Origin of the sequence: Hyphomonas sp. (assembly GCF_041398465.1) — a bacterium.
Taxonomy (GTDB): domain Bacteria; phylum Pseudomonadota; class Alphaproteobacteria; order Caulobacterales; family Hyphomonadaceae; genus Hyphomonas.
Genome location: NZ_JAWKUS010000001.1, coordinates 1,256,155 through 1,280,704, shown reverse-complemented (window position 1 = coordinate 1,280,704; position 24,550 = coordinate 1,256,155). Strand labels below are relative to the sequence as shown.

At 63.2% G+C, this 24,550-nt stretch carries 22 protein-coding genes; 5 read left to right on the top strand and 17 right to left on the bottom strand.

Annotation, left to right across the window (positions count from 1 at the left end):
* Positions 1-81: 81 nt before the first annotated feature.
* The gene (pbpC, locus tag R3C98_RS06390) at positions 82-2,142 is read right to left on the bottom strand and encodes a penicillin-binding protein 1C (protein WP_371313280.1); all 2,061 of its coding nucleotides are present in this window, start codon (positions 2,140-2,142) and stop codon (positions 82-84) included.
* A 4-nt stretch (positions 2,143-2,146) separates the two neighbouring features.
* Positions 2,147-7,123: an alpha-2-macroglobulin gene (locus R3C98_RS06385; RefSeq protein WP_371313279.1), complete on the bottom strand. Its 4,977-nt coding sequence runs from the start codon at positions 7,121-7,123 to the stop codon at positions 2,147-2,149.
* A gap of 158 nt (positions 7,124-7,281) precedes the next feature.
* On the opposite strand from R3C98_RS06385, the gene R3C98_RS06380 reads away from it, so the two are divergent.
* Positions 7,282-7,659, top strand: a complete 378-nt coding sequence (locus R3C98_RS06380; RefSeq protein WP_371313278.1) for a YbaN family protein — start codon at positions 7,282-7,284, stop codon at positions 7,657-7,659.
* An 8-nt stretch (positions 7,660-7,667) separates the two neighbouring features.
* On the opposite strand, the gene R3C98_RS06375 is transcribed toward R3C98_RS06380, so the two are convergent.
* The 11 genes from R3C98_RS06375 to R3C98_RS06325 all read right to left on the bottom strand — a co-directional run bounded on the left by R3C98_RS06375 (position 7,668) and on the right by R3C98_RS06325 (position 17,200).
* Positions 7,668-8,552 (bottom strand): ion transporter, encoded by an 885-nt coding sequence (locus tag R3C98_RS06375; protein WP_371313277.1) that lies wholly within the window; start codon positions 8,550-8,552, stop codon positions 7,668-7,670.
* Positions 8,553-8,580: 28 nt separating this feature from the next.
* Positions 8,581-10,974, bottom strand: a complete 2,394-nt coding sequence (gene pheT, locus R3C98_RS06370) for a phenylalanine--tRNA ligase subunit beta (protein ID WP_371313276.1) — start codon at positions 10,972-10,974, stop codon at positions 8,581-8,583.
* 3 nt (positions 10,975-10,977) lie between these two features.
* A complete protein-coding gene (locus tag R3C98_RS06365) occupies positions 10,978-11,586 on the bottom strand; it encodes a hypothetical protein (RefSeq protein ID WP_371313275.1) in 609 nt (202 codons plus the stop codon).
* A 9-nt stretch (positions 11,587-11,595) separates the two neighbouring features.
* A complete protein-coding gene (locus R3C98_RS06360) occupies positions 11,596-12,045 on the bottom strand; it encodes an ASCH domain-containing protein (protein WP_371313274.1) in 450 nt (149 codons plus the stop codon).
* Entirely contained in the window at positions 12,042-13,118 is a 1,077-nt protein-coding gene (pheS, locus tag R3C98_RS06355) for a phenylalanine--tRNA ligase subunit alpha (RefSeq protein WP_371313273.1), read from the bottom strand. Before pheS ends, R3C98_RS06360 begins: the two co-directional genes overlap by 4 nt.
* A 159-nt stretch (positions 13,119-13,277) precedes the next feature.
* Positions 13,278-13,439 carry a hypothetical protein gene (locus R3C98_RS06350; protein ID WP_321488381.1) on the bottom strand — a complete coding sequence of 54 codons (162 nt, stop codon included), beginning with the start codon at positions 13,437-13,439 and terminating at the stop codon, positions 13,278-13,280.
* A 33-nt stretch (positions 13,440-13,472) separates the two neighbouring features.
* Entirely contained in the window at positions 13,473-13,835 is a 363-nt protein-coding gene (rplT, locus tag R3C98_RS06345) for a 50S ribosomal protein L20 (RefSeq protein ID WP_371313272.1), read from the bottom strand.
* A 46-nt stretch (positions 13,836-13,881) separates the two neighbouring features.
* Positions 13,882-14,082, bottom strand: a complete 201-nt coding sequence (rpmI, locus tag R3C98_RS06340; RefSeq protein WP_371313271.1) for a 50S ribosomal protein L35 — start codon at positions 14,080-14,082, stop codon at positions 13,882-13,884.
* Positions 14,083-14,366: 284 nt separating this feature from the next.
* Positions 14,367-14,891, bottom strand: a complete 525-nt coding sequence (infC, locus tag R3C98_RS06335; protein WP_371313270.1) for a translation initiation factor IF-3 — start codon at positions 14,889-14,891, stop codon at positions 14,367-14,369.
* A 113-nt stretch (positions 14,892-15,004) separates the two neighbouring features.
* On the bottom strand, positions 15,005-16,039 hold the full coding sequence (locus R3C98_RS06330) for a glycosyltransferase family 9 protein (protein ID WP_371313269.1): 1,035 nt from the start codon (positions 16,037-16,039) through the stop codon (positions 15,005-15,007).
* An 18-nt stretch (positions 16,040-16,057) separates the two neighbouring features.
* Positions 16,058-17,200, bottom strand: coding sequence for a glycosyltransferase family 4 protein (locus R3C98_RS06325; protein ID WP_371313268.1), 1,143 nt, complete (start codon positions 17,198-17,200; stop codon positions 16,058-16,060).
* Positions 17,201-17,273: 73 nt separating this feature from the next.
* Between R3C98_RS06325 and R3C98_RS06320 the strand changes: the two genes are divergently transcribed.
* Both R3C98_RS06320 and R3C98_RS06315 read left to right on the top strand, forming a co-directional pair.
* Positions 17,274-18,032 carry an alpha/beta hydrolase gene (locus R3C98_RS06320; RefSeq protein WP_371313267.1) on the top strand — a complete coding sequence of 253 codons (759 nt, stop codon included), beginning with the start codon at positions 17,274-17,276 and terminating at the stop codon, positions 18,030-18,032.
* 66 nt (positions 18,033-18,098) lie between these two features.
* Positions 18,099-18,671, top strand: a complete 573-nt coding sequence (locus R3C98_RS06315) for a hypothetical protein (protein WP_371313266.1) — start codon at positions 18,099-18,101, stop codon at positions 18,669-18,671.
* Here R3C98_RS06315 and R3C98_RS06310 read toward each other — a convergent pair whose 3' ends face one another.
* The gene (locus R3C98_RS06310) at positions 18,672-19,787 is read right to left on the bottom strand and encodes an SRPBCC family protein (RefSeq protein ID WP_371313265.1); all 1,116 of its coding nucleotides are present in this window, start codon (positions 19,785-19,787) and stop codon (positions 18,672-18,674) included.
* Between the two features lie 54 nt (positions 19,788-19,841).
* Positions 19,842-20,054: a hypothetical protein gene (locus R3C98_RS06305; RefSeq protein WP_371313264.1), complete on the bottom strand. Its 213-nt coding sequence runs from the start codon at positions 20,052-20,054 to the stop codon at positions 19,842-19,844.
* Positions 20,055-20,127: 73 nt separating this feature from the next.
* Here R3C98_RS06305 and R3C98_RS06300 point away from each other — a divergent pair, with 73 nt between their 5' ends.
* Entirely contained in the window at positions 20,128-20,613 is a 486-nt protein-coding gene (locus R3C98_RS06300; protein WP_371313263.1) for a flavodoxin family protein, read from the top strand.
* Between the two features lie 10 nt (positions 20,614-20,623).
* On the opposite strand, the gene R3C98_RS06295 is transcribed toward R3C98_RS06300, so the two are convergent.
* On the bottom strand, positions 20,624-22,876 hold the full coding sequence (locus R3C98_RS06295; protein ID WP_371313262.1) for a TonB-dependent receptor family protein: 2,253 nt from the start codon (positions 22,874-22,876) through the stop codon (positions 20,624-20,626).
* Between the two features lie 171 nt (positions 22,877-23,047).
* Positions 23,048-23,416 (bottom strand): nuclear transport factor 2 family protein, encoded by a 369-nt coding sequence (locus tag R3C98_RS06290; protein ID WP_371313261.1) that lies wholly within the window; start codon positions 23,414-23,416, stop codon positions 23,048-23,050.
* 285 nt (positions 23,417-23,701) lie between these two features.
* Here R3C98_RS06290 and R3C98_RS06285 point away from each other — a divergent pair, with 285 nt between their 5' ends.
* Positions 23,702-24,538: a DUF5677 domain-containing protein gene (locus R3C98_RS06285; protein WP_371313260.1), complete on the top strand. Its 837-nt coding sequence runs from the start codon at positions 23,702-23,704 to the stop codon at positions 24,536-24,538.
* Positions 24,539-24,550: the final 12 nt, after the last annotated feature.

The window sequence follows — 24,550 nt, the reverse complement described above, 5'->3', positions numbered from 1 at the left end:
AACCCTGTAAACACAGTCCTAACAGGAATGTGTTGCCCCTGTGTTGTCTTAAAGCGGCGCATTTGTGGCTTTGCCGTGTTTTCAGGCAGGCCCGGTCAACACCCGAACGCGCACCCGAGTCGCGCGTCCTGTAGAATCTACTGCAGTCACCGTGTAAAAACCCGGCCGTTCAGGGGTCCATACCGGCGCCCCGGCATCATCTGTCTCGCACGGCTTGCCATCGATGAACCAGCTGAGCCTGCCTTCGCCCCGCCCGGCCAATACGAAGCCGCGCGCCGCGCGTCCGTTGACCGGCCCGGCCCAAAGCTCTGCGGCCTGCGGCGGAAACAGGATTTGCGGCGGCCCGGCCTCCTCCAGAGACTTCATCGCGCCATGGGATTTCAGCAGGCGTTTCTCACTGGTCAGCCGCATCGTCGCCTCACCTTCATCCTGAAGCTGCTGGGCAACCCGGTCAGCCACTTCGAACAGGATCGGCAGGGCGGTGTCATGTCCGGTCTTTCCCGCACGCGGCGCGCCGTCAGCCCGGCCCACCCAGACGACAATCGCGTGCTGGCCCGAGACACCCGCCGCCCAGGCATCGCGAAAGCCATAGGACGTGCCCGTCTTGAAAGCGATTTGCGGGGCGTGCGCCGTCAGCGAGCCCGGCATGCGGCCTTCCGGTGTCGGAGCCTTGCGCAGGATATCGAGAACTTCGTTGGCGCTTTCCCCGCTGACGAGACGCTTGCCGGTGGATTCATAGCTCGCGGCCTCTTCGTCCGCCCGCCAGACGAGCGGCTTCGCGACGCCCTCATCTCCAAGCGCGGCATAGAGCACGGCCAGCTCGCGGGCCGTCAGCCCTGCCCCGCCAAGCGCGATCGCAAGGCCAGCCTCATGCTCCGCCCCGCCGGAGATACGTGGGCGCGCTCCGGCCGAAGCGAGCTGCGCCGCAAAGCGTTCGGGGCCGACCCGGTCCAGCATGGCGACGGCAGGAATGTTCAGAGAGTGCTGCAACGCATCCGACACGCGAACATCGCCGCGGAACATGCGGTCGAAGTTTTCCGGCTGGTAGGAGGCAAAGCGCGTCGGCAAGTCCGCGATGCGCGTATCCGGCGCTGCGGTGCCGTCATCGAAGGCCATGGCATAGATGAATGGTTTCAGCGTCGAGCCCGGCGATCGGGCCTGCGCTGTCAGGTCCAGCCAGCCGCCCGGCCGGTCGCGCGAGGCAGAGCCTGCCACAGCCCGCACCGCCCGTGTCGGAACATGCACAACGAGCACCGAAACCTGCACGTCTTCGCCCTCGGCTTCCGCACGCGTCAGGGCAATCCGTTCGACGTCCGCCTGCAGGCCTGCATCAAGCGTGGAGCGCACATCCTCGCGCGACCCTTCCGCAAGCGCCTTGGCCGTGCCGTGCCAGGCCCTGTCCGGGAAATCCCGACGCCGTCCGGGTACGGACAGCGTTGCGACGTCCTCGACATCGCCTTCGGTGAAGACGTCATAGCGCTGCAGTTTCTCCGCCACCCAGTTGCGGGCGCGCGCGGCATTCTCCGGGTGCCGGTCCGGCCGCCTTGCCTCGGGCGATTGCGGCAAGGCGATCAGCAGAGCGATCTCGTCCTTCGACAGCTTGTCGGCTTCATGCCCGAAATAGCTCCAGCTTGCCGCGCGGACGCCTTCAAGGTTCCCGCCATAGGGGGTCAGCGACAGGTAGAGCGAGAGGATCTCGTCCTTGGTGAGCCGCCGTTCCAGCTGCCAGGCGCGGGCGATTTCCACCAGTTTGGAGCCGATATTGCGGTCGCGCGGTTCCAGCATCCGCGCCGTCTGCATCGTCAGCGTCGAGCCGCCGGATACGATGCGCCCCGCCATCACAGAATCGATCAGCGCACGGCTGAGCCCCATCCAGTCCGTGCCGCGGTGTTCGTAGAAGCGTTTATCCTCAACTCGGATCAGCGCGTCGACAAACTCCGGATCGATCCTGTCGAGATCCCCGGCGAAGCGCCAGCGGCCATCCGGTGTCGGGAAAGCCCGCAGCGGTTTGCCGTCCCGGTCTGTGACGAGGGCAGACAGCCCCCCCGCCCTTTCGAGCGGCGGAGGGAAAAGCCTGTCCGCGAGGGCCACGGCAAGGAACAGCGCAAAGATGCCGATAAAGATACGGCGCGCTGTCAGCATGGCCTTATTTGCCTCCTTCAGCCCCGCTCTGGGCCGGGGCGATGGTCACGCGGCCAGCCTTCGAGCGGGCGAACACGGCCGGGCGGTACATGTCCTCGGCGACCACACCCGGAATGGCGAAGTCACCCGGTGTCACCGCGCGGACCACGTAAGCCATGGTCACCGAATTCGAATAGACATCGACGGCGGCAACATAGCGATCATCCTGCGCCTGGGCAGTCTGGACGAACGCCAGGTCTCCCAGATAGGCGAAGGCACCTGACTGGCCGTAGTCCTGACGGCCATCGGCCGGGCGCAGCACTGTCTCGATCTCGAAACCGGCGGGCAGCAGGTCCGCCACAATCACCGGGTTCAGGCGGCGCTCTTCCGGAGACACGGTCAGCTTCACGACCAGCTGGTCGCCCTGCTTCACGCGGGCGAGGTCCACCCGGCCACCCGTCAGCGTGTAGAAGGATTTGTCGACCTTCATTTTCGAGGCGGCTGCAGGCGGGGCACTGGTTGGGGCACCTGAGACGAGCACGGTCCGGAACATCGGCGCCTTACCGCCCAGCGTGAAGGTCACACCCTCACGAGCCTGGTCTTCGGTCAGGGCATACTGACGGTCATTGTTGTTGCCGCGGCCGAGGCCTTCGACATCGACCCGGAAGGCGTCTTCGCCGGCGCCAAGATCGTTCACCGCCTGCAGGAGGAAGGATTTTTCCTGTGTGGTCAGGCGGCTCGGGTCTGGCGACTCATTGCCGAGCTTTTCAGAGAGGCGTTCCAGCGTACCGGACTGCCCGGCCTCTGCGGCGAGGGCCAGCACACCGGCCATGTCACGCAGCGGTGTCTGGTAATAATCGCCGGAATTGTTGTAACCGAGCGCGTCTTCCGCTGCCTTGAAGGCCGAATTGGCGCGGGCCTTGTCACCCAGCTGGGCCAGCGCCGCACCGATATGGGCACGTGCCAGCGGGCTGTCGATCGATTCCAGTTCCCGGTCGTGCAGGTAGCGCAGGCGGGAGATGTCCGCCTTGCCTGCCTTGGCCAGCACATAGAGCGCATAGGCCGAAGACCGTTTCATCATCTGGTCGACCGTGTCGTTGGAATACCGGCTCTCATAGACATCGGTGTCATAGCCGTAGACCCGCCAGGCATCGCCCGTCGCGATCTGACGGAGGGCGCCATAGGCCCGGTCCATCGCTTCATCCGGCACGGCATAGCCGGCTTCCTTGGCGCGGTAGATGAAGTCCGTCGCATAGGCACCGAGCCAGGGCGAGGCATAGCCGTCGCCTTCACGCCAGAGACCGAAGGCTCCGTCCGAACCCTGACGGTTCAGCAGCGTGTTCACCGCCACCTGCACCTTCATCTTCGGATCGTCATTGGCATCCTTCGCGCCCATGGCAACCAGCTGCTCGGAATAAAGCAGCGGCAGCGCGCGGCTCGTCGTCTGCTCGGTACAGCCATAGGGATAGCGGTCGAGCGAAGCATAGAGCGTCGCGGCATCGACCGGGATGGATGAGAAGCCCACCGAGACAAAGCCTGAACCCTGGACGAGATCCGACAACAGGCTCGGATCGACCGAGAAGGCATCGCCCGGCTGCATCAGCTTTGAGGAGACGCGCGTGACCGGCAGGTAAGGCGACCGCGTCTGGATCTGGTAGGTGCGGTCCACGGCATATTTGCCCGGGCCTTCCACATCCAGCCGGACGGTAGAGATGCCTTCATCCTCGGCCTCGACGCGCACCGGCAGGTCTGCCCGTTCGCCCGTCTTCAGCACACGGGTCAGCTTGCCGTCGGCGATGGAGACGCCTTTCGTGGCGCCGACATTGGCCGAGAATTCGCCATCGCCAAGCTCCACATTGTCGATGCTGGCCGTCAGCACGGCCTCGTCACCCGGCGCCAGGAAGCGTGGCATGATCAGGTCAGCCGGAGCCTCATCGCGCACCGTCATGGTCGAGACGGCCGAGCCGAGCCCGGTCTTCGACCAGGCAACAGCCATCAGACGCATCTCGCCGTTGAACTCCGGCATGTCGAAGCGGACCTTCGCCTTGCCGGACCGGCCGACATCGACCAGCCCCGAGAACAGGGCCACCGATTTCACCGGCACAACGGAGAGGCCTTCCCCGCCCAGCTGGTCACCACCGGTGCGCACTTCCGCAGGCAGGCCCATGTTCGGATCCAGCAGGCGGCCGTAATCGTCGTAGAGTTCCACGCCGAGAGCCTTCTTGCCGTAGTAATACGACACGGGGTCCGGGCTCTTGAACTTGGTGAGGCGCAGGATGCCCTCGTCCACAGCGGCCAGCGTCAGGTAGACAGGCTCACGCGGGCCATCCCCGATATCGACCTCGATCACCTGCTCGCCGCGCGGGCGGGCTGTCTTTGGCGCATCGATGGACATGTTGAAGGTGCGCGCTTCCATGTTGAGCGGCACATAGGTGACGCCAACGGCGCGGCGCGGCTTCGCCTGCAGCACCGGATCACGCTCCGTGAACACTGACACCATGACATAGGCGCCGTCGCCCCAATCGTCGTTCACCGGCAGGGTCACCTGCGTGCCGCCCTCGGTGACAGAGATATTCTGCACAGAGAGCACCTTGTCCGTCGCAACCACGACCTGGGCCTGTCCGTCATAGGGCGGTACGATGGTGATCTCGGCCGTCTGGCCGGAGGCTGGCGCGCGGGCCGGGCCGGTGACTTTTACGCGGTCCGGTGCTTCGACACCGTCATCGGAGACATAGCCGCCCCAGCCGACATAGAAACTGTCGCTGGCCGACGTACTGGAATCTGCCTCCGTGCCTTCGACGACCAACTCATGGCTGCCCCAGTCGAGACCGGAGACCGTGATCTCGCCCGTACCGCCTTCCGGCGTGGTCAACACGCCTTCATTGACTTTGGTCACCGTGCGCGAGCGGCGCCAGCGCCAGCGGTCGCCATCATTGTACCAGTCATAGTGCCAGTCGATAGCCAGCACTTTCCATGTCAGGTCCCGCGCCACGGCCTTGCCGTCGGCATCCATGGCGACGACCTGATAGGTCGCGTCCCCGCCCCGCTCGACCGAATAGTCGAAGCCGGGCTTCAGGCCGAGATAGAGATTCTCCGGCCGGTAAGGCACGCGCACGCTTTCGGAGACAGCGCGGCCACCTGGCTCCAGCACGGAGACAACAGTGTTCAGCCGAAGCGGAACGCCTGCATTGCTGCCGGCATTGCCGGGCTGCAGCCGGACCAGCGCCTTGCCGGCACCGTCGGTCGTGACATCGCCGAATTCCAGAATGCGTTCCTGGAAGGTCGTGTCATGGCGGCCATAGGTAAAGCCTTCGAAATCCGGGAACGGATTGGGCTGACGTTCGACGCGCGCCTCTGCCTTCACGGTCAGGCCAGCGCCCGGCGCGCCATAGAGGAAGCGGGAGGACACATCGATGTCTCGCGTGCCGCCCAGCTTGACCGGGGTCTCTTCGTCGGCGGCGAGGTCCACGGCGATCCGCTGCGGCACGAAATCCTCAACCGAGAAGCGGACGGTGCCAGAGGCGCCGGAGAGGCCATCCATCTGGGTCTCCACCCGCCACTCACCGCGCGAGGCGCCTTTCGGCAAGGTGAAATCGTGCACGACGGCAGCGGCTTCAGATCCCTCGAAACGGAATTTCTCCGAAACGAGCCCATTGGGACGGTAGAGCACGAGGCTGCCGGCGCGATCGGTCACGGCCTCGCCGGTGGAATCGCGCAGCATGGCCGTCAGCTTCACCGTTTCGCCCGGACGGTAGACACCACGATCCGTATACAGATAGGCATCGATCAGGCCCGGCATGCGGCGCCCGCCGATTTCCTCTTCCGACAGGTCCACCGGTGCGCGGGTCAGGTCCAGCGCGGCCAGTTCGCCCTTGGCGGTCAGTGCCAGAACCAGCTTCGGCGCAAGATTGCCTTGGCCATTGGTCAGCTCTGCCGGAAACACGACCCTGCCCTGCTGGTCAGAGCGGCCCTCGGACAGGATGTCATTATTGCGCGCGATCAGCTGCACGGTCGTATCGGAAATCGGACGGCCATCCTTCAGGGAGCGCAGCGTGACGTCGACCCCATTGCCGCCTTCATAGGCGGTGATGGCGAGGTCGGTCAGCATGATCCAGCGGCTGGTCGAGGCCGGCGGACCGACGGCTTCGCCGATATCGTCGGCGTCCTTCACCGTCACAAAATAGGCGCCCGGCTCCAGTGTGCCGATCGTTGCTTCCAGCGGGAAGACCGTGATCACCGGCGCGTTCTGTTCGCGGACAACGTCCACGGTGCCCTTGAACAATTCTTCCTTCACATCGTCAGGGTCGTCTTCGCCCCAGGTCCATGAATGGCGCCCCTGCGCCGTTGTGTTGCCCTGGCTGATGCGCTTGAAGGCGAGCGCGCGGTCATTGATGCGAGAAACGGTGACTTCGATCTTGTCGACATTGACCGTTTCGATCGGCAGGCCATCGGCATTCTCACGGGGCAGGATCACACCGGTGCCCTTGAAGCCGACATAAGGCGGACGGTCAGCGAAATCGATCGGCACGTCTTCCTGGTTTTTCAGGGTCCGACCATCGGCAGCCGGCAGGCCGGAGAGCAGCGTCGCCGTCCGCTCTGTCCCGAAGGACATGCCGCCAACGCACAGCTCACGCCCCTCGACGCTCAGCGCCGGTTTGAAGGCCGGACGGAATTCGACATAGGGGGAATAGTCTTCTTCCGGGTCCAGTGCGGCGGAGAAGACGAAACAGGCCAGAGGCTCATCCTGGCTGGTGTCGATCCGGTAGCGGAAATAGGTGAAGTCCTGTTCGCGCGCGTCCATCGCCGCCTGGCGCCGCTTTTCGCGCTGGCGGGCCGCAACACTGTCGGCAGGCGAGAGTTGTACGACCGTGCCTTCGTCGGTGCCGGCCTGTCCGGCGCGGTCCGTTTTGCCCCCTCCTCCGCACGCCGCGAGAATACCCACAAGCAAGGCCACCAGCATTGCCTTACCGTATCTCCCCCGGCCCGGGATGAAGTGCGTCATGAAGACTCTCCTACGTGTACATGAACACTCTTACACATCTTCGCGGGGGCGCGAACAGGGCGCGAATTGGACAATTCCGACATTATTCAGGGTTTTCGCCAGCCAGATACCGCCAAACCCAGCTTGCCAGCCGGTACGCCACGCGCCATCGTCGCGCCATGTGGAGCTGGCGTATCCTTGGATTGATCTCGTTCGCGTTCGGCGCGATCGGTCTGTTCCTGCCCATATGGCCGACGACCGTGTTCTGGATCGTTGCAGCGCTCGCCTTCGCCCGGTCCAATCCGGCCTGGGCCGAATGGATCTATGCCCGCCCCAAAATAGGCCCGCCGATCCGCACCTTTGTCGAAACCGGTGCCCTGAACCGGGCGGGCAAGGCGGCAGCCCTTGGCGGCATGGGCCTGTCGGCTGCCGTGATCGGCGCAGCGTTCTGGAAGCGGCCTGTGCCGCTGGGCATCGGTTTGTCGATTGTCGCGCTCGGCGCGCTATATGTGGTGACCCGCCCGCGCGCGCCCTCCGACCCCCAGCCGCCAGCCTAGCCGCAGACCTAGCCCCCGAGGCCGCCATCGGTCCCCGGCAGGGGCACCTTCCCTTCCGGGGTTCGTTCGGCCTGAGAGGAATAGGCGTGCGTGGCCGCCTCAGCCTTTGCCTCCTGCCGTTCGCGCAGCTCATCCGAAAAAGCGCTTGCGAACACGCCCGCCGGCAAGGCGACGACCCCGATGCCCGCAATGGCGATGACTGACGCAAACATCCGGCCGAGCGGCGTGACCGGATAGACATCGCCATAGCCAACCGTGGTCAGCGTTGCGATGGCCCACCAGATCGCCCGCGGGATCGAGGCGAAGCTTTCCTGTTGCTCTCCGCCGACCCCTTCGATGAAGTAGAGCGCCACGGCGGAAATGTAGACCAGCACCAGCGCCATCGCGAGCGCGGTCAGGAGCTGGGTCCCCGCCCGCTTCACCGCAGCACCGAATATGTCGAACGCCGGAACGAAGCGCGCAATCTTGATCAGCCGGAACAGGCGCAGCACACGCAGCGCGATCAGCGGAATGCCGAACCCGGCCAGCATCACGATCAGTTCCGGCAGGAACGCCAGCAGGTCCGCGATGGAATAGAACCGCGTTATATATTTCAGGCGGCCGGTAACGCCTGCATATTTCGGGTCCAGCCCTGCCACGAAAACCCGCAAAGTATATTCCAAGGCAAATGCCGCGACCACGAAGACGTTGAAAATGCCGAACGCCGTTTTCCAGCCGGGCTGGGAATTCAGGGCTGGTTCCGTCTCAAGCGCTAGGAACAGGAAGCTGGCCAGGACCAGCGCAACAATGAAGACATTGGTGACCGAGATACCTCGCAGGCGCGCTTCAGGCACCAGCTCTGTATAGAGCCTGTAGCGCAGTCCCTTCTGCACCAGCAGCTGCTGCTCCACCATGTCCGGCCTCGCTGAGATCCCCTTTGGCTTACCCTCTTAGCACACCGCCGCAGCCTTTGGCGACGGCCGCCACGACCTTGTCCATCAGGGCCTGGATGTCTTCATCCTTCAGCTTTTCCTTCGGCTGGATCGTGATCTCGAAGGCGACGGACTTCTTGTCTTCCGGCACGCCCTTGCCCTGGTAGACGTCAAAGACTTCCACCTGATCGATCAGCTGCTTGTCGGCGCCCTTGGCGAAGCGGACGATATCAGCCGCAGGCACGGCCTCGTCCACCACGAAGGCCATGTCACGGCGGATCGGCGTCAGGTCCGACCGTTCGAGGACGGACTTGGTCTTGGTCGCCTTCGTCTTCATGAGCGGCAGCGCATTGAGGTTCAGTTCGAACCCGAAAGCCGGGCCTTCCACGTCCAGCTGCTTCAGCACACCGGGATGCAGCGCGCCGAAATGCGCGACGGTCACTTTCGGGCCGAGCTTCAGCGCGGCTGCCTGCCCTGGATGCCAGTGCCCCTGAGACGGCGCGGCCACCTGGAACCGGTCACCCGGCTGGCCAAGTGCTTCGAGCACGGCAAAAAGGTCTGCCTTGGCAGCGTAGGAATCGTAAGACTTCGGCGTGCCTTGCCAGTGGCGTTCCGCAACGGGGCGGACAAGCGCGGCCACGACCGTACGCTGCTCATCCGGGCCGTCGCCCAGATAAATCGGCCCTGCTTCGAAGAAGCGTGCGCCGGGCTCGCCGCGGTTTGCGGCGCGCTGGGCGGCACTCGCGAGGTTCGCAAGGATGGATGGACGCATCTGGTTGAGATCGCTTGCGACCGGGTTCGCGACAGTCAGACTGTCCGGCGTCTTGCCGAACAGGGCTGCATTTGCTTTCGACATGAAGCTCCACGTCACCGCCTCAAGGAAGCCGCGCGCTGCCAGCACCCGCCGCGCCGTGCGCACGCGTGCCTGTATCGGCGTGGTGATCGCGCGAACACCGCCTTCCGGCGCCGGGAGGGACGTCGTCGGCAGCTGGTCGTAACCGACCATGCGAGCAATCTCTTCCACGATGTCCGCAGACTGTTCCATGTCGAACCGGAAGCTCGGCGGCATCAGATACCAGGCATCGCCCGCATCCTCGATACCGAATTCCAGATCCTTCAGGATACGGCGCATATCGGCGCTCTTCACCGTCAGGCCGGTCAAGCGCTCGACGTCTGCCGGATAGAAGGTGACTTTATCTGCGCGCGCCGGGATCATGCCCGCGACATTCGCCTTGGACACGGTGCCGCCGCCATATTCCACGATCAGTGCCAGCGCGAGGTTCAGGCCCTCGACACAGGATTGCGGATCGACGCCGCGTTCGAACCGGTAGCGCGCATCGGAATGAATGCCGGTCGCGCGGCCGGTGCGGGCCGTGCGCAGCGGATCGAACCAGGCGCTTTCGACGAACACATCCGTCGTCTCAGCCGACACCGCCGTCGACTCGCCGCCCATCACGCCGCCGAGGCCGATCACGCCGCTCTCGTCCGCGATGACGCACATCTCTTCACCGATGTCATAGGTCTTGCCATCGATGGCGACGAGCTTCTCACCCTTCTTGCCGAGGCGCGCCGAGACAACGCCCTGAAGCTTCGCTGCGTCATAGGCGTGCAGCGGACGGGCGCGGTCCAGCGAGATGAAGTTGGTGACATCCACCAGCAGGGAGCGCGGCTGGATGTCGACGGCTTTCAGGCGCTGCTGCATCCAGTCCGGCGACGGACCATTCTTGACGCCCTTCACCAGCGCACCCGCAAACATCGGGCAGGCTTCCTTGGCTTCAAGTTTGATTTCGACAGGGCAGTCGAAGCTGCCGGAGACTTTCTTCACGTCGTTCGGGATGAAGCGCCCTGCCCCGGCTGCGGCGAGGTCGCGGGCGATGCCCTGCACACCCAGCCAGTCCGGCCGGTTCGGCGTCACCTCGAAATCGATGACCGGATCGGCAAGGCCGAGCGCCTCGGCGGCTGGTGTGCCCAGCGGAATGGAATCGTCGAGGTCGGCGATGCCGTCATGATCCTCGCCGGCTTCGATCTCCTTGGTGGAGCACATCATACCGTGGCTTTCGATGCCGCGGATGGCGCGCGGCTTCTTGTCGAGCGCAAAGTCGAGCCCCGGAATGTAAGTGCCGAGCGGCGCATAGATCGCCGTCATGCCAGCGCGGGCGTTCGGGGCACCGCAGACAATCTGCTTCATGCCGTCGACGGTCTCAACCTTGCACACGCGCAGCTTGTCAGCATCCGGATGAGGCTCAGCTTCGATCACCTTGCAGACGGTGAAGTCCTTCAGCTTCTCACGCGGATCATGCACGTCCTCGACCTCAAGGCCGGCCTTCTGCATGCAGGCAAGAATCTCATCCAGCGTCGCCTTGGAGGCGATATGGTCGCTCAGCCAGGAAAGGGTGAATTTCATCGTCTATTCCAGTTCAGGATTTGTCTCGTCGCTCGCCTGCGCCACTGGCGACAGGTCTGCGAAAATGTCTCGTTCACTGCGCTTGCAGGCCTTCACGCGCCGAGCGGGCGAGTTCTGGGCCAGGCCATCGACCTCCCAGCACCGCTTGAACACGGAGCAGTAGCAAATGCGGATCGCCAGATCGCCCCACTCGGTGGCGGTCCGGGCATGTTCTGCCGGGCTGATCGCATCGGCCGGCCAGGAAATGCGCAGGGCGTCGATTTCCTCGCCCGGTGCGATCGCGCGGCCCACCATGCTGGTCCAGGACAGGTTGTAGCCGTCCGGCAGCGCGTCCCGGTAGGAGATGAGATCGCCCACGCGTTCCCCGTTTTCCAGCATGTCGACGGATTCGATCAGGGCCGGGCCGACACCGCTGTTCCGGAATTTCACGCCCATCAGGCGCTCTTCCAGATCGGAAGACACATAACCATCCGCCTGCAGAACCGGGAACACGGATCCATGCTGCTGGGCACGCATGACGCGGCCCTGGTCCCAGGCAATGAAGACCGCTATCGCGCTGGTCACCACCGCGCAGATCGCAATCACCATTTCTACCTTGCTGCCGGTGCCCATGCCTGTCCCCTACACCGTCGCCCCGGCGCGTTCCTGCGCGAGGTGTTCAGCGGCTGCAGCTGCAAAGTCAGCATCCAGCACTTCGACCAGCCGGAATGTTTCAAAGAACACATCCATGTCTTCCGCGAACACGCCGTTCCGCGTGAAATATTCCCGGTGCGCGCTTTGCCAATAGTCGAGGCTGAGATCGCCCTCGCCTTCCAGCGCCGCCAGTTCCTGCGTCACATCCGCGAATTTCATCCGCGTGACGGTTTCCGTCTGCAGGATCGCCACCGGCCGGCCATCGCCGCTCATCAGGCAGCCGCGCTCACCTTCAACCGGCGGCGGCTGGATACCTGTGTCGCTGCAGGTGGCCGTCTTGACGCCGGCCACGATCAGCGCCGCCAGACGGTCCGCGAGTTCGGGACCATCCCCGAACGTCCATTCCGGCAGGTCAGAGGAGGAAGGGCTCGCCGTCACGACAGCCCTCCGCTGACGGAAGGCGTGCTCCATGGCGCAAAGCCATAGTGGCGAGTCCATTGCGGATCGGCCTCGAAATACGGGCGCAGGTCCGGCATGCCGTATTTCAGCATGGCCAGGCGGTCGATGCCCATGCCGAAGGCGAAGCCCTGGTATTCGTTCGGGTCGATGCCGCAATTGCGCAGCACGTTCGGATGCACCATGCCGGAGCCGAGGATCTCCATCCAGCTGTCGCCGGCGCCGATCTCGATTGTCTCGCCCTTGCGGGTATATTTCACATCCATCTCGGCCGACGGTTCCGTGAACGGAAAGAAGTGCGGGCGGAAGCGGGCTTCCACATTGTCGACCTCGAAGAAGGCTTTCACGAAGTCGATCAGGCAGCCTTTGAGGTGCCCCATATGGGTGCCCTTCTCGATCACGAGGCCTTCGACTTGATGGAACATCGGCGTGTGCGTCGCGTCCCAGTCGTTCCGGTAGACCCGGCCCGGCACCAGAATGCGGATCGGCGGCTTCTGCTTCATCATGGTGCGGATCTGCACGGGCGAGGTGTGCGTGCGCAGCACTTTCGGCGTGTCGCCTTCCTGCGCCTTCATGAAGAAGGTGTCGTGTGTCTCGCGCGCCGGGTGGCCTTCGGGGAAATTCAGCGCGGTGAAATTGTGCCAGTCGTCTTCCACGTCCGGGCCTTCGGCAACGGTGAAGCCCATATCGCCGAAGATCGCCGCAACTTCCTCGAACACCTGCATGACCGGGTGCAGCGCACCGGCAGACGGCCCCGGAGTTGGCGGCAGGGTCAGGTCCAGCGTCTCGCTGGCCAGCTGTTTCTCCAGCGCCTGAGCTTCCAGCTCAATCTTGCGGGCCTTCACGGCGTCGTCCACGCGGGTCTTCAGCGCGTTCAGCTTCGGGCCGTTTTCCTTGCGCTCTTCCGGGCTCATCTTGCCCAGCGAGCCCATCAGGCCGGAGACCCTGCCCTTCTTGCCAAGCTCGGCCACGCGCACCGCGTCCAGCGTTTCCAGGTCACCCGCCGCGGCCACCGCCGCCAGCGCTTCGTTTTCGATCGTCGTGATATCGGACAAGGTCTTGCCCCTCATATGTTTCCGCGGGCTTTGTAGGCGCTTCGCGGGGTCATGCAAATCCGGAAACGGAAAAGCCCGGCACACTGGCCGGGCTTTCTCTCATTTGGTTCGGTGCCAGCCTTTTCAGGCGGTCACCGGCGGCGCGGGCCAACAGAAAGCTTACTTACCGGCAGCTTTCTTGCGGGCGAGACGCGCACGCTTGGTGTTGCCAAACACGCGGACTTTCGCGCGCTTGCCGAGACGGGCCTTCCAGGTCGCGTTGCGGCGCTTGACGCGCGGCTTCTTCGACGGGTGCAGGACGGAGTTCGGGGACTTCGACATGGGGTCGTTCCTGTATCTTTAAGTCTTGAGAACTTAGGCGAGCGCCGCTTTGGCCTGGGCAACCAGGGCGCCGAACGCGTCCGGGTCCTTGATGGCGATGTCGGACATGACTTTGCGGTCGACTTCGATACCGGCTTTGGTCAGGCCGTTGATGAAGGTCGAGTAGTTCATGTTCTCATCGTGGATGCGGACAGCGGCGTTGATGCGCTGGATCCAGAGCGAGCGGAACTTCCGCTTTTTGACCTTACGGCCGACATAGGCGTACTGGCCGGCTTCCCAGACGGACTGGTTGGCGATGCGGAACGTATTCTTGCGGCGGTTACGGAAACCCTTTGCCTGCTTCAGGATTTTCTTGTGGCGGGCGTGGGCAGGAACTTTAGCGCGGGAGCGGGGCATCTGAGCCTCCTTCTATCAAGATCAGTATTAAGTCAGCGACGGCGGCTTAGAGGCCGTACGGCAGGTACTTTTTCACACGGGCTTCATCAGCCTTGGCACCGACGGACGTGCCGCGGTTCTGGCGGATGTACTTTGCATTGTGGCTGATCAGGCGGTGACGCTTGCCAGCGACGCCGTGCTTCAGCTTGCCCGATGCGGTGATCTTGAAGCGCTTTGCAGCGGCCTTCTTGGTCTTCATCTTCGGCATTTCATTCTCCTTTTTGGTGGAGCTCGCACCCTTGCGGGCGGCCCGGTCTGTCATGAGTGGAGGGCATGCCGTTCGCCAGCACCACTCGGAAGAGGCGGCTTATGACGGATCAGCGTGTGGGAATCAAGGGGCGAAAGCGGCTGAAAATGCACCCGAAACGGCCGAGCCCCTCCTCCCGGGAACGCCCCGGAAAACAGGAAAAGCCGGCAGGGTCCGCCCGGCCGGCTCTTCATGGTGTATAAATGGTGTTTAGACGGTGTTCTAAACGGTGCTCAGCGCCCAACTCAGCGCGGTGCCAGCACCATGGTCATCTGGCGGCCTTCGAGCTTCGGCTCGAGTTCGACCTTGGCCGTTTCCTCGAAGTCTTCCTTCACCCGGTTCAGCAGTTCCATGCCGAGATGCTGGTGCGCCATTTCCCGGCCGCGGAAGCGCAGGGTGACCTTCACCTTGTCGCCGGCTTCGAAGAAGCGCGTCATCGCCTTCGCTTTGACTTCATAGTCATGCGTGTCGATGTTCGGACGCATCTTTATTTCTTTGAGTTCGGAAGATTTCTGCTTCTTCTTCGCAGCGGCTTTCTTCTTCCGCTCCTCGAAACGCAGCTTGCCATAGTCGAGAATCTTGACGACGGGCACTTCCTGGTTCGGCGAAACCTCGACGAGATCCATGCTGGCTTCACGCGCAGCATCCAGAGCGGCTGCCAGCGGCATCACTCCCTGTTTCTCACCGTTCTCGTCGATCAACAGGACCTTTGCGGCCTTGATGTCGTCATTGGTGCGCGGTCCCTTTTCCTTCTGGGGCGCTTCATTCATTGGTCTGCGAGCTATGGCCGATCTCCTTTATGGCTGTTCTCAGGATGCCTGAATATGCCTGTGGTTGCGGGCATATTCAAGAAAAAGCGCACTCGGCAAAATTTGCGGTGCGGTCAAGTGGGAAGCACACCCAGCGCCAGAATTGACCGCCAGACAGTGTCGACTTCCAGTTCAGCAAGCGTCGGCGCCGAATTGATGATCGGCGACCGGGCCCCGCGCGGGGCGGCATGGTCGGGATTGCTTTCATTGGTGGCAAACAGGGCAACGCCCGGCGCGCCGGCGATCGCGGCCATATGCATCGGGCCGGTATCATTGCCGACAACGAAGGCGGCTTTCTCGGCCAGGGTCACGATCTGGAACAGGTCCGTCCGGGTGACGAGGCTTTTCGCCCGCTTCTCCAGCTTCATGATGTCCTGCGCGATCTTGCCCTCGGCCTTGCCGCCGATAATCGCGGGGGTCACCCCGGCATCGGCGATCCGCTTGGCCAGTTCCGCAAACCGCTCCACCGGCCAGCGCTTGGCTTCCCGGTGCTCGGAGGCGCCCGGAATCAGCAGCATGTAGGGCTGTTCCAGACCGAAATAGGCCGGCTGCAGGCGCGGCGCATCGCGCAGTTTCGGGCGGACCCAGCTGAGATCCGGCTTCGGGAAATTCTGGCGGTTCCAGCGGCCCTCTGGCGCGAGACCGGCGATCGCCAGCTGCTCTGCCAGCCGGTCGATCGAATGCATGGTCGCCCGATCCGGATTGTCGTGGAAGAAGGCCGCCTTCTCATGATGGCCCGACCAGAGCGGCGGCTTGCCCGTGCGGCTGAGCGCCGTGAAATAGTTCTTCGTGCGCCCGGAAGTCTGGAAATCATAGATGATGTCGTATTTCGACTTGCGGATCCGGCTGAGCAGCGCCGTCGTCGCCTTCATCGTGGCGGGGCGGCCATCGGTCTCGATCCGGTCGAAATACGGGCAATGACTGGCGAAATCCTCGAAAGGCGGCGTGGTCAACAGCGTGATGCGGGCCGAGGGATGGAACTCGCGCACGGCTTTCATGGCGCCAAGCGCCAGCACAAAGTCACCGAGCGCGCTCAGCTTGATGACCAGTACTTCCTTGGCGCCAGCTCCCGGATTGACCGGGCTGGCGAGCTTTGCGGTTTTTGCCATTCCTACCTCGTCGGTCCCCTAACCGATCAGGCGCTTATAGACGCCGAGGGTGGCCATCTGAAGCCCCCGCTTGGAGAAATGGCTGCGCACGTGTGCCTGCCCCGCCTTTCCCATGCTGGCGCGGGCGGTGTTTCCGATGGCCAGCAAGGCCCGGATCGCCCCGGCAAGCGCCGAGGCATCGCCCGGCTGGAAGCGAGCGCCGGTCTCGCCGTCGAGCACGGTTTCGCGCCCGCCGCCATGATCCGACACGATCACCGGGCGCGCCATGGCAGAGGCTTCCGCCGCGACCCGCCCAAACGCTTCCGGCCGGGTCGAGGGGGCCATCACGATGTCGCTGGCGAGGTAAGCCGCAGGCATGTCGGTCTCATGGCCGACCACCTGCACCTGCCCGTCGAGGTGAAGATGGCGGATCTGGTCATAGATCCGGCCTTCATAGGCATCGCGCCCCTGCGCATCCCCGGCGAGGACGAGCACCAGCCCTTCCCGCTCCTCAGGCGCCAGAAGGCCCAGCGCTTCGATGGCCAGCAGTTGGCCCTTCCACTCCGTCAACCGTCCCGGCAGGAACAGGGTGAGACGCGTATCGTCCTTCAGGCCCCAGCGGGTGCGGACGGCATCGATCCGCGCCGGTGTTACTGCGCCGGGATAATAGGCATCGAGATCCACGCCGCGGGGAATGGTCACGACCTGTTCCGGCGGCAGCCCGTGCACCCGCTGCACGTGTTCGGCGATCCACTGGGAATTGGCGATCACAAGGTCCCCTTTGGCCATCACGGAATTGTACTTCCGTTTCAGGCCCTCTTCGCCGGAATAGGCACCGTGATAAGTGGTTACGAAGGGTACGCCCATCGCCTTGGCGGCAGCATAGGCACTCCAGGCCGGCGCACGGGAACGGGCATGAACAAGGTGAACGCCCTCGTTCCGGATAATCCGTTTCAGCTTGCCCTCATTGGCTTTCAGCACCAGCGGGTTCTTGGATTTCGCGTCCATGCGGAACAGCTTGCCGCCGAGCTTCTCGAATTCGCTTTCAAGGCGACCGCCGCGGCTCGCCAACAGTGCCCGGCCGCCCGCTTCGACGATGGCTTCGGTCACCTCCAGAACGGTGCGTTCCACCCCGCCTGCTGACAATTCGGGTGCGACCTGCAGGATGGTCTTGCCGGTCATATCGGGGAGAGGTTCCAAGTCGCGTGCCACCCATTCGCTTGACAGGCGAGAGAGATGGCGGAACGGACAGGTTATGACAACCGAACATTTCATCTCTCCTCACGGCAGAGAGCTGGCATATCGCCGCTTCGCACCGGCCCGGACTGACCTGACTTATGTGTGGCTATGCGGGTTCAAGTCCGACATCACCGGCTCGAAAGTCATGTGTGTCGAACAGTGGGCGAAAGACGCAGAACACGGATTTCTCGCCTTCGATTATTCCGGTCACGGCGAATCAGGCGGCGCGTTCGAGGACGGCACGATCTCGCAGTGGCGCGAGGATGCGCTCGATGCGATCGACGCGCTGACGAGCGGACCGCTGGTCCTCGTCGGTTCCAGCATGGGCGGCTGGATGGCGCTGCTCTCCGGCCTCGCCCGGCGCGAACGCCTCGCCGGCATGGTCCTGATCGCGCCCGCACCGGATTTCACCGAGAAGCTGATGTGGCCGGAATTCACGCCCCGCCAGCGGGAAGAGATCATGGAGCAAGGACTGACGCTCCGTCCGTCGGACTATGGCGACCCCTACCCGATCACGAAGGCGCTGATCGAGGATGGCCGCAGCTGGCAACTGCTCGATTCCCCCATAGATCTCGAATGTCCCGTACGCATCCTGCAGGGCGCAGAAGATCCTGACGTGCCTTGGCGCCACGCCTTCCGGCTGGTTGAGACGATGAGCACAAAGGATCTCGTCTTCACCCTGATCAAGGATGGCGATCACCGCCTCTCCCGCGATCAGGACATTGCCCGCCTTCTGGCCACCTGCACGGAAATCGCTGGCATTACAAATCAGTAAGCGCCGACGGATTAGCGGACCAGCGCCGTTCCAGCCGGGATAACAACCGGCAGGAAGGCCTCTCCCATGTTCGAACCCCGTCCGGCAGCACTGGCTGTCACCTCCGCCATTCTCGGTGCGCTGCTGATCGCGGCCTGCACTTCGCGTCCGCCTCCGCGTGGCGGTCCGCAAGGTGGCCCGCCCGGTGGCGGCAGCCCCGGAGGCCAGGCGACAAGCCTGAATGGCGGACAGGTTGCGCGGCCCATCGCCCTCCTCTTCACCGGCATGGACACCGGCCACGACTATGCCGTTGGCCCGGCCGAACTGACCGCCGGTATCAGCGCCGAATGGGCACACCTCCCGGTCACCTCCCGCGGCACTGTCCCGGCGGTTGCCATGTCCGGCTGGGCAGAGACTGCGCTCGGCAATCCTGAGGCGCTGCCCAATCACATCGCTTTTGACGTGAACCTCGACGGGCAGATCAGCGAAGAAGAATTCCGGACCCGCCTGACCGACGAATTCGACCGGCTGGACCGCGACCATGACGGGGAGCTGACCCGCGCCGAAATGCTTATGGATGTGCCGCTGCGCTCTCAGGGCGGCGGCGGGCGCCCGCCCGGTGGCGGACGCCCGCCCGGTGGCGGACGGCCACCGCGTTGATCAGGCGCCCATCCGGTCGAGCCACCACTGGTTCATCTGCCAGATCGACTTCTCCAGCGGCGACAACGGTCCGGCGCGGGATAGCGGCGCGTTGAGACCCGCCCAGACAAGGTCGTTCGCGGCGATGTCTTCCTCGTGGATGCCCCGGATGGAGGCTTCGGCCCCGTCCACGATGGCCGCGTAGTCGTCCATGCCCTGCATCCAGTCCGGGAAGCAGAGATGGATCTTCAGGTCCATCTGGTCTTCGGCCAGCGGTGTCATCTGGTACCAGGCCATGAACGGGCCCTGGACTGCCAGCATGAGGCCTGGAAACGCGATGGCCGCGATCAGGTCCCGCAACTGCCAGTCCTCCAGCCCCGGCACAGGCGGCTGGGGGGCCTCCCGGTCGGCGGCCGGCATGTGCAGGATGGACCAGGGCTGGTCGGTATCCGGCACCTGCGAGTCGCGCGCATGGTAGCCCGGCTCCAGCGTTTTCGAATGGGCCGCGATGTGGTGGTAAGCCTCCATGAAATTCTCGGCCAGAACCTTCCAGTTCCAGCCATGGGCATAGTCCAGCGTCCGCGCCACGACGAACCCGCCCAGATTGAAGTTCGCGAAATAGTCCGTGAAGCCGCTGATCTGAGGGGCGAAGGCGGCTGCATCGGCATCCAGCGTCGCCATGACAAAGCCTTCCCAGATCTCGGACCGGATCTCGCGCAGGCCCAGTTCAGCGGGATTGAACCCCTCTGCCCCTTCCATCAACGGCGCGCGCACGAGGCTGCCTTTCGTATCGTACGACCAGGCATGGTAGGGACAGGTGAACAGTTTCCGGCAGCCATGCCCTTCAGCGACCAGCGCGGCCCGGTGGCGGCAGACGCGCGACAAGACACGCACGGCGCCATCCTCCCCGCGCACCACCATGACAGGCTCGCCCGCAAGATCGGCAGAGAGATAGTCCCCTGCCTCCGGCACCTGATCCACCCGCGCCAGCGGCAACCAGCTGCGCGCCAGCACACGGGCCCTCTCAACATGCCAAAGACCCGCATCCGTGTAGGCAGCGGGTGGCAGGGTAAGTGCTTCAGCGAGCGGCCTGCGGCACGCGGCGACGGCGGCGGGGGAGAGAAATTCCTGAGTCATACGTCATCCTCATAAAAGATGACGCTAGCGTCAAGTTTTATGATTTTCGATTTTTCAGTGTGGCTCTGCGCCACGCTCATCACGCTGCTCCAGCCGTACGAGCCGGGCCAGCATGCCGCGCGCAGCAATGGCGGGCGCGGTGGTGCGCACTTCATCGGTAATCGCCTGCATGCGATAGCGCGTGGTCAGCAGGTGGCCGTCGGTGCTGTAGCTGCCTTTATAGGTCTTGCCTTCGATCTCAATCTCGACCGGTGTCGGGGTCGCCATGAGTGTCCTCCAATTTTTTATGGAAAGGCTTCTTGTGTCCTTTCCTGCGGCCGGTTCTAACATGGGCGGTGAGATGTCCAAATTATTGATTGTTTATCATTCCCGCACCGGTGGCACGCGGCAGATGGCCGAAGCCGCTTTCGCCGCGGCGAAGGAAGAGGCTGATGCCGTGCTCATCCACGCGGAAAATGCCATGCCGGAAGACCTGCTCACCGCAGACGGTTACCTGTTTGCCGGGCCGGAAAACCTCGCCGCGCTGTCGGGCGCGATGAAGGAATTCTTCGACCGCTGCTATTATCCCGTACTCGGACGGATCGAAGGCCGCCCCTATGCGCTGATGATCTGCGCCGGATCGGACGGCGAAGGCGCCGCCCGCCAGGCCGCCCGCATCGCCAAGGGCTGGCGCCTGCGTGAGGTGCAGCCGCCCCTGATCGTCAACACCAGCGCTCAGACTCCGGAAGAAATCCTCGCGGAAAAATCGATCCCGGAAACGGATCTTGAGAAATGCCGCGAGCTGGGCGCCGCGCTGGGCGCCGGGCTGAAGATGGGGGTGTTCTGAGACCTCTGCCTCAGAACGACACTTCCACACCCATCAGGAACTCGAAAGGCTTGCCGGGACGCAGGCCGGCCGGATCGATTGAGGCAACATAGACCTCATCGAACAAATTCTCGGCCTTGGCCCGCACACGGATTCGATCCGTCAGGTCCACCCAGACGGCCATGTCAGCCACCCAGCGCGCTTCGATCTGCTCGCGCACCGGAATGCTCCCCTGCCCGGCACGTGCCCGCGCTTCGGAGACATAGTTGCCGGAGAGGCTTGCACCCCAGCGGTCCGTTTCGAGGCCCGCGCTCAGCGTCAGCTGCTGGTCGGCGATATAGGGCAGCTCGTCCCCGGCGGCGACATCGCCCCACGGTTCATAGTCGCTCTCGAAGCTCGTCTGGAACTCTGCGTCGGTCAGCGTGTAGACCAGGCTCAGCGGAACGGAGATATCCGTATTCAGAGCAGTTCCGGCATCCCAGCTGGCCGTCACCTCAAGGCCCCGCACATCGACTTCGCCGCCATTGAACTGATCGCCCACCGTACAGCCGCCACCGGACGAGGCCGTGCACGTGCCGAGCAGGTTCGAATAGTCGTTGAAATAGGCAATCGCTTCCAGCTCGAACTCACCGCGCGAATAGCGCCCGCCGAACTCCCAGTTCACGCTTTCCTCGACATCGGCATCCGTCGTGCCGGGGCTGGCGATGGCGAAGCCGCGATGCACGCCGGCCAGCAGCGTCGTCGTCCCGCTGATCTCATAGAGCGCGCTGACGCCCGGCACGATCACCGAGTCCGATAGGGTCCGCACCTGTGTCGGCCCGGCGGCACGCGTCGGGTCGCTGGTGGCATAGTCTTCCCGCGTCAGTTCGTAATCCTCGAACCGCGCGCCGCCCGTCACCGAGAGCCGCCCGATGGTAAACTTGTCCTGCACAAACAGAGCGAGCGCCTCGCCGGAGGAAATACGGTTCGCCTGGCTGCCCGCCGCCCCGGCCGTCGTCAGGATCAGTTGCCCGCCCTCTAGGCGATACGCATCCTCTTCCTGGAACCTGTCTTCCTCGTCCTCGTGCACACGGACGCCGATGGTCAGGTCATGGTCCACGCCGCCAAAGGCCGTCTTCCAGTTGAGCACCGACTGGATGCCCTCGCTGTAATAGGCGCGCCGGTTGGCGCGGTAGACGATGGAATCGTCGAGGCTGATGGTACCCACGGCGAGGTCATACTGAGCGGCATAGGTGACCGGATCGGCCAGCACGCTGGAGATCGAGGTGTCCCCGCTCGCCCCGGTGCCGACCGAATTGATGCCCTGTAGCTTGTACCAGTTGCGGGCAAAATCGTGATGATAGGCAATCGTCGTCAGGCTGATCTCCGGCGTGAGGTCGATCCGGTGGGTCAGCTGGAACAGCTCGTTCTCGCCATTGAACACATCGTCCGCACTCGCATCGTAGCGCCGGTAAGGGTCTGCGCGGAAATCGTCCAGCGTCAGGCCCAGGTAAGTCTCATTCGAGGTCTCTTCCCGCGTCTGGTATTTCAGCTCCACGCTCTGCGGCATGGCCCCATCGGCCTTGTAGGCGCCGAGCTTCACGACAAGGTCGTCCGCGTCGAAGCCGGTCGGACCACCATTGTCCAGCCGCTTGAAACCGTCCGTCTCGTCGGTGAACACTTCAACCAGGCCGCCCAGCTGCCAACCCACCGCCGCATCTGTCTTGCCGCCCAGCCAGAGGTGCGCGCGCTGGCGGTCATTCGTGCCGAACATCACCTGCCCGTAGCCCGATGGGGCCTCCGGCACAGGCGTCGAGAACATGTTGATCGCCCCGCCCGTGGTGCGCGGGCCGTAAAGAATTGCCGCCGGGCCCTTGGTCACCTCGATGGCGCTCATCCGGGCGATGGTCGGGAAATAATAGGCCGACGGCGAGGAATACGGCGCCGGCGAGATCGGCACGCCATCTTCCATCAGCGCCACGCGCGAGGACCGGTCAGAGCCGGAGCCGCGCAGGCCGATATTCGGGCGCAGGCCATAGCCGTCTTCTTCCTGGATGTTCACGCCGGGCACGGCGCGCAGGATGCGCAGCACGTCGCTCTGCGCCTGAACGGAGAGATCGGCATCCGTGAGGAAGGACACAGAGCCCGCCACTTCCAGCGCCGCCTCGGACGAGCCGGTCACGACAACCGTCGACAACAGGCGATAGGGATCGTCCCCTTCCCTGATCTCAGGCGCCTCCGCCCCGGCCGAAAGTGCCAGCATCGCCGCCGATGCCATCAGGAAACTGCTCTTGTAACGGCTCACGCTGCCCTCGCTCCGCTTATTTTTTATTCAGGTCGCGGCTGTTTATCGGGTCTGTTTGAGAATGCAAGTGCGAGCCAGTTGCAAATATGCCGCAGACGAAACCAAGCGCTGAGCCATATACGGGCACAGGCAATGACTTACGATCGGGACATCAGGGAAAGCCGGGCGCGATCACCCGCCCAGCGGCTTCATATAGGTGGCGAGATCGAAATAGTCGCGCCAGACGGCGATCTTGCCATCCTTCATCTCGAACACGCCGCAACAGGGCAGGTCGATCTGCTTTCCATGGGCGACCGTGCGGTCGAGGCGTTCGGCGATCACCGTGTCCCCGGCGGACATCAGCGTCAGGACATCCCAGACCGTCTCGCTCCAGCCATTGATGAAACCGCCGATGAACTTGCGCAAATTCTCCCGTCCCTGCACCGGCCCTGTCGGCATGTTGTGATAGATCCCGTCCTCGGCAAAGAAGCCCACCAGCTCCTCCACATCCAGCCGCGACCAGGCCGCAATAAAATCCCGGATCACCTGTTCATTGCTCATGGCGTTTCTCCCTCATTTTGTGACGTCGAAAAGGCCAGATTATCGAGCGCAGATCAATTCCGCACCGGTTAAACCCGCCTGATGGCCAGCGACGTCTTCGCGACATCCAGCCACACCCGATCATCAACACCAGCGCTCAGACCTCGGAAGAAATCCTCGCAGAGAAGACCATCCCCGAATTGGATTTGACGAAGTGCCGGGAATTGTGGGCGGCGCTGCGCGGGATTGGCCACTGGAATATTTTAGGCTGAGTATCAATATAAGCGATATCGAGGAGAGGCTCTCATGCCAGCGGACGGACTGGACGACATACACGATCTCACGCAACGTCTGTTAAAGGCAGAAATGCGGGTCATTGACGGTCTGATTCATACGCTTGAGAGCTCGAAGACGCAAAGAAGCGCGGACGAGCAAGTTATCACAAGCACGATATTACTCATGCTTCAGTCCATGGGCGTGTCACTTCATTCAATAACGAAGTTGACCGGGACAGTCGATATGTCCGTGAAAGACTGCTTCAGCATTTCCCGCAACGTCGTAGAAGCCGCAATCAATGTGGCCTACATCGCCACCTCGGATGTTGGGGTCGCCCAAAGAGCTCAGGCCCACGCACTTCAAAAGCGTTTTAGGGATTTCAATCGATCAGGGGAAATAGCGGGCACACGTATATCTGTAGGATACGACAACCCGCCGGAGATGGAATCAATACAAGGCCTTAAAGATGCGCTTGAACTCTTCACGGACAAAAATGGAAAGGAAATTCGGGACTGGTCTCCTGCTACGCAAAACGAAAAAATCGAGCAGGTCCAACTTGTGAGCGAGCAGGCGGCGCTATCATTGGCGGGAGCCAAATTTGCCATATACCGGCACTCTTCCGAAATTCTTCATGGAACGTACTTTGGCACAATTTACTTCTGGACCCGAGATAATGGCGAACCCGTCACAAGAGATACGTTCAAAGAACATTGGACAAACAGCCTCCTGATGTCCGTATTCACTGGTGCGTTCTTTGCGGGGCTCGGAGCAGTAGAAGCATGCGCCGAGCGCTTCAATCTTCAAAGCAGCATTGAGAACGTCAAAGCTCTACGAGCTGAATTGGAATCGAAGCTACAAACCAACTGAGAGGGGCAACCT

Bases quoted from the DNA above. Each gene is read 5' to 3' on its own strand.
- pbpC (WP_371313280.1), bottom strand. From the start codon at position 2,142: ATGCTGACAGCGCGCCGTATCTTTATCGGCATCTTTGCGCTGTTCCTT.
- R3C98_RS06385 (WP_371313279.1), bottom strand. From the start codon at position 7,123: ATGACGCACTTCATCCCGGGCCGGGGGAGATACGGTAAGGCAATGCTG.
- R3C98_RS06380 (WP_371313278.1), top strand. From the start codon at position 7,282: ATGTGGAGCTGGCGTATCCTTGGATTGATCTCGTTCGCGTTCGGCGCG.
- R3C98_RS06375 (WP_371313277.1), bottom strand. From the start codon at position 8,552: ATGGTGGAGCAGCAGCTGCTGGTGCAGAAGGGACTGCGCTACAGGCTC.
- pheT (WP_371313276.1), bottom strand. From the start codon at position 10,974: ATGAAATTCACCCTTTCCTGGCTGAGCGACCATATCGCCTCCAAGGCG.
- R3C98_RS06365 (WP_371313275.1), bottom strand. From the start codon at position 11,586: ATGGGCACCGGCAGCAAGGTAGAAATGGTGATTGCGATCTGCGCGGTG.
- R3C98_RS06350 (WP_321488381.1), bottom strand. From the start codon at position 13,439: ATGTCGAAGTCCCCGAACTCCGTCCTGCACCCGTCGAAGAAGCCGCGC.
- rplT (WP_371313272.1), bottom strand. From the start codon at position 13,835: ATGCCCCGCTCCCGCGCTAAAGTTCCTGCCCACGCCCGCCACAAGAAA.
- rpmI (WP_371313271.1), bottom strand. From the start codon at position 14,082: ATGCCGAAGATGAAGACCAAGAAGGCCGCTGCAAAGCGCTTCAAGATC.
- infC (WP_371313270.1), bottom strand. From the start codon at position 14,891: ATGAATGAAGCGCCCCAGAAGGAAAAGGGACCGCGCACCAATGACGAC.
- R3C98_RS06330 (WP_371313269.1), bottom strand. From the start codon at position 16,039: ATGGCAAAAACCGCAAAGCTCGCCAGCCCGGTCAATCCGGGAGCTGGC.
- R3C98_RS06325 (WP_371313268.1), bottom strand. From the start codon at position 17,200: ATGACCGGCAAGACCATCCTGCAGGTCGCACCCGAATTGTCAGCAGGC.
- R3C98_RS06320 (WP_371313267.1), top strand. From the start codon at position 17,274: ATGACAACCGAACATTTCATCTCTCCTCACGGCAGAGAGCTGGCATAT.
- R3C98_RS06315 (WP_371313266.1), top strand. From the start codon at position 18,099: ATGTTCGAACCCCGTCCGGCAGCACTGGCTGTCACCTCCGCCATTCTC.
- R3C98_RS06310 (WP_371313265.1), bottom strand. From the start codon at position 19,787: ATGACTCAGGAATTTCTCTCCCCCGCCGCCGTCGCCGCGTGCCGCAGG.
- R3C98_RS06305 (WP_371313264.1), bottom strand. From the start codon at position 20,054: ATGGCGACCCCGACACCGGTCGAGATTGAGATCGAAGGCAAGACCTAT.
- R3C98_RS06300 (WP_371313263.1), top strand. From the start codon at position 20,128: ATGTCCAAATTATTGATTGTTTATCATTCCCGCACCGGTGGCACGCGG.
- R3C98_RS06290 (WP_371313261.1), bottom strand. From the start codon at position 23,416: ATGAGCAATGAACAGGTGATCCGGGATTTTATTGCGGCCTGGTCGCGG.
- R3C98_RS06285 (WP_371313260.1), top strand. From the start codon at position 23,702: ATGCCAGCGGACGGACTGGACGACATACACGATCTCACGCAACGTCTG.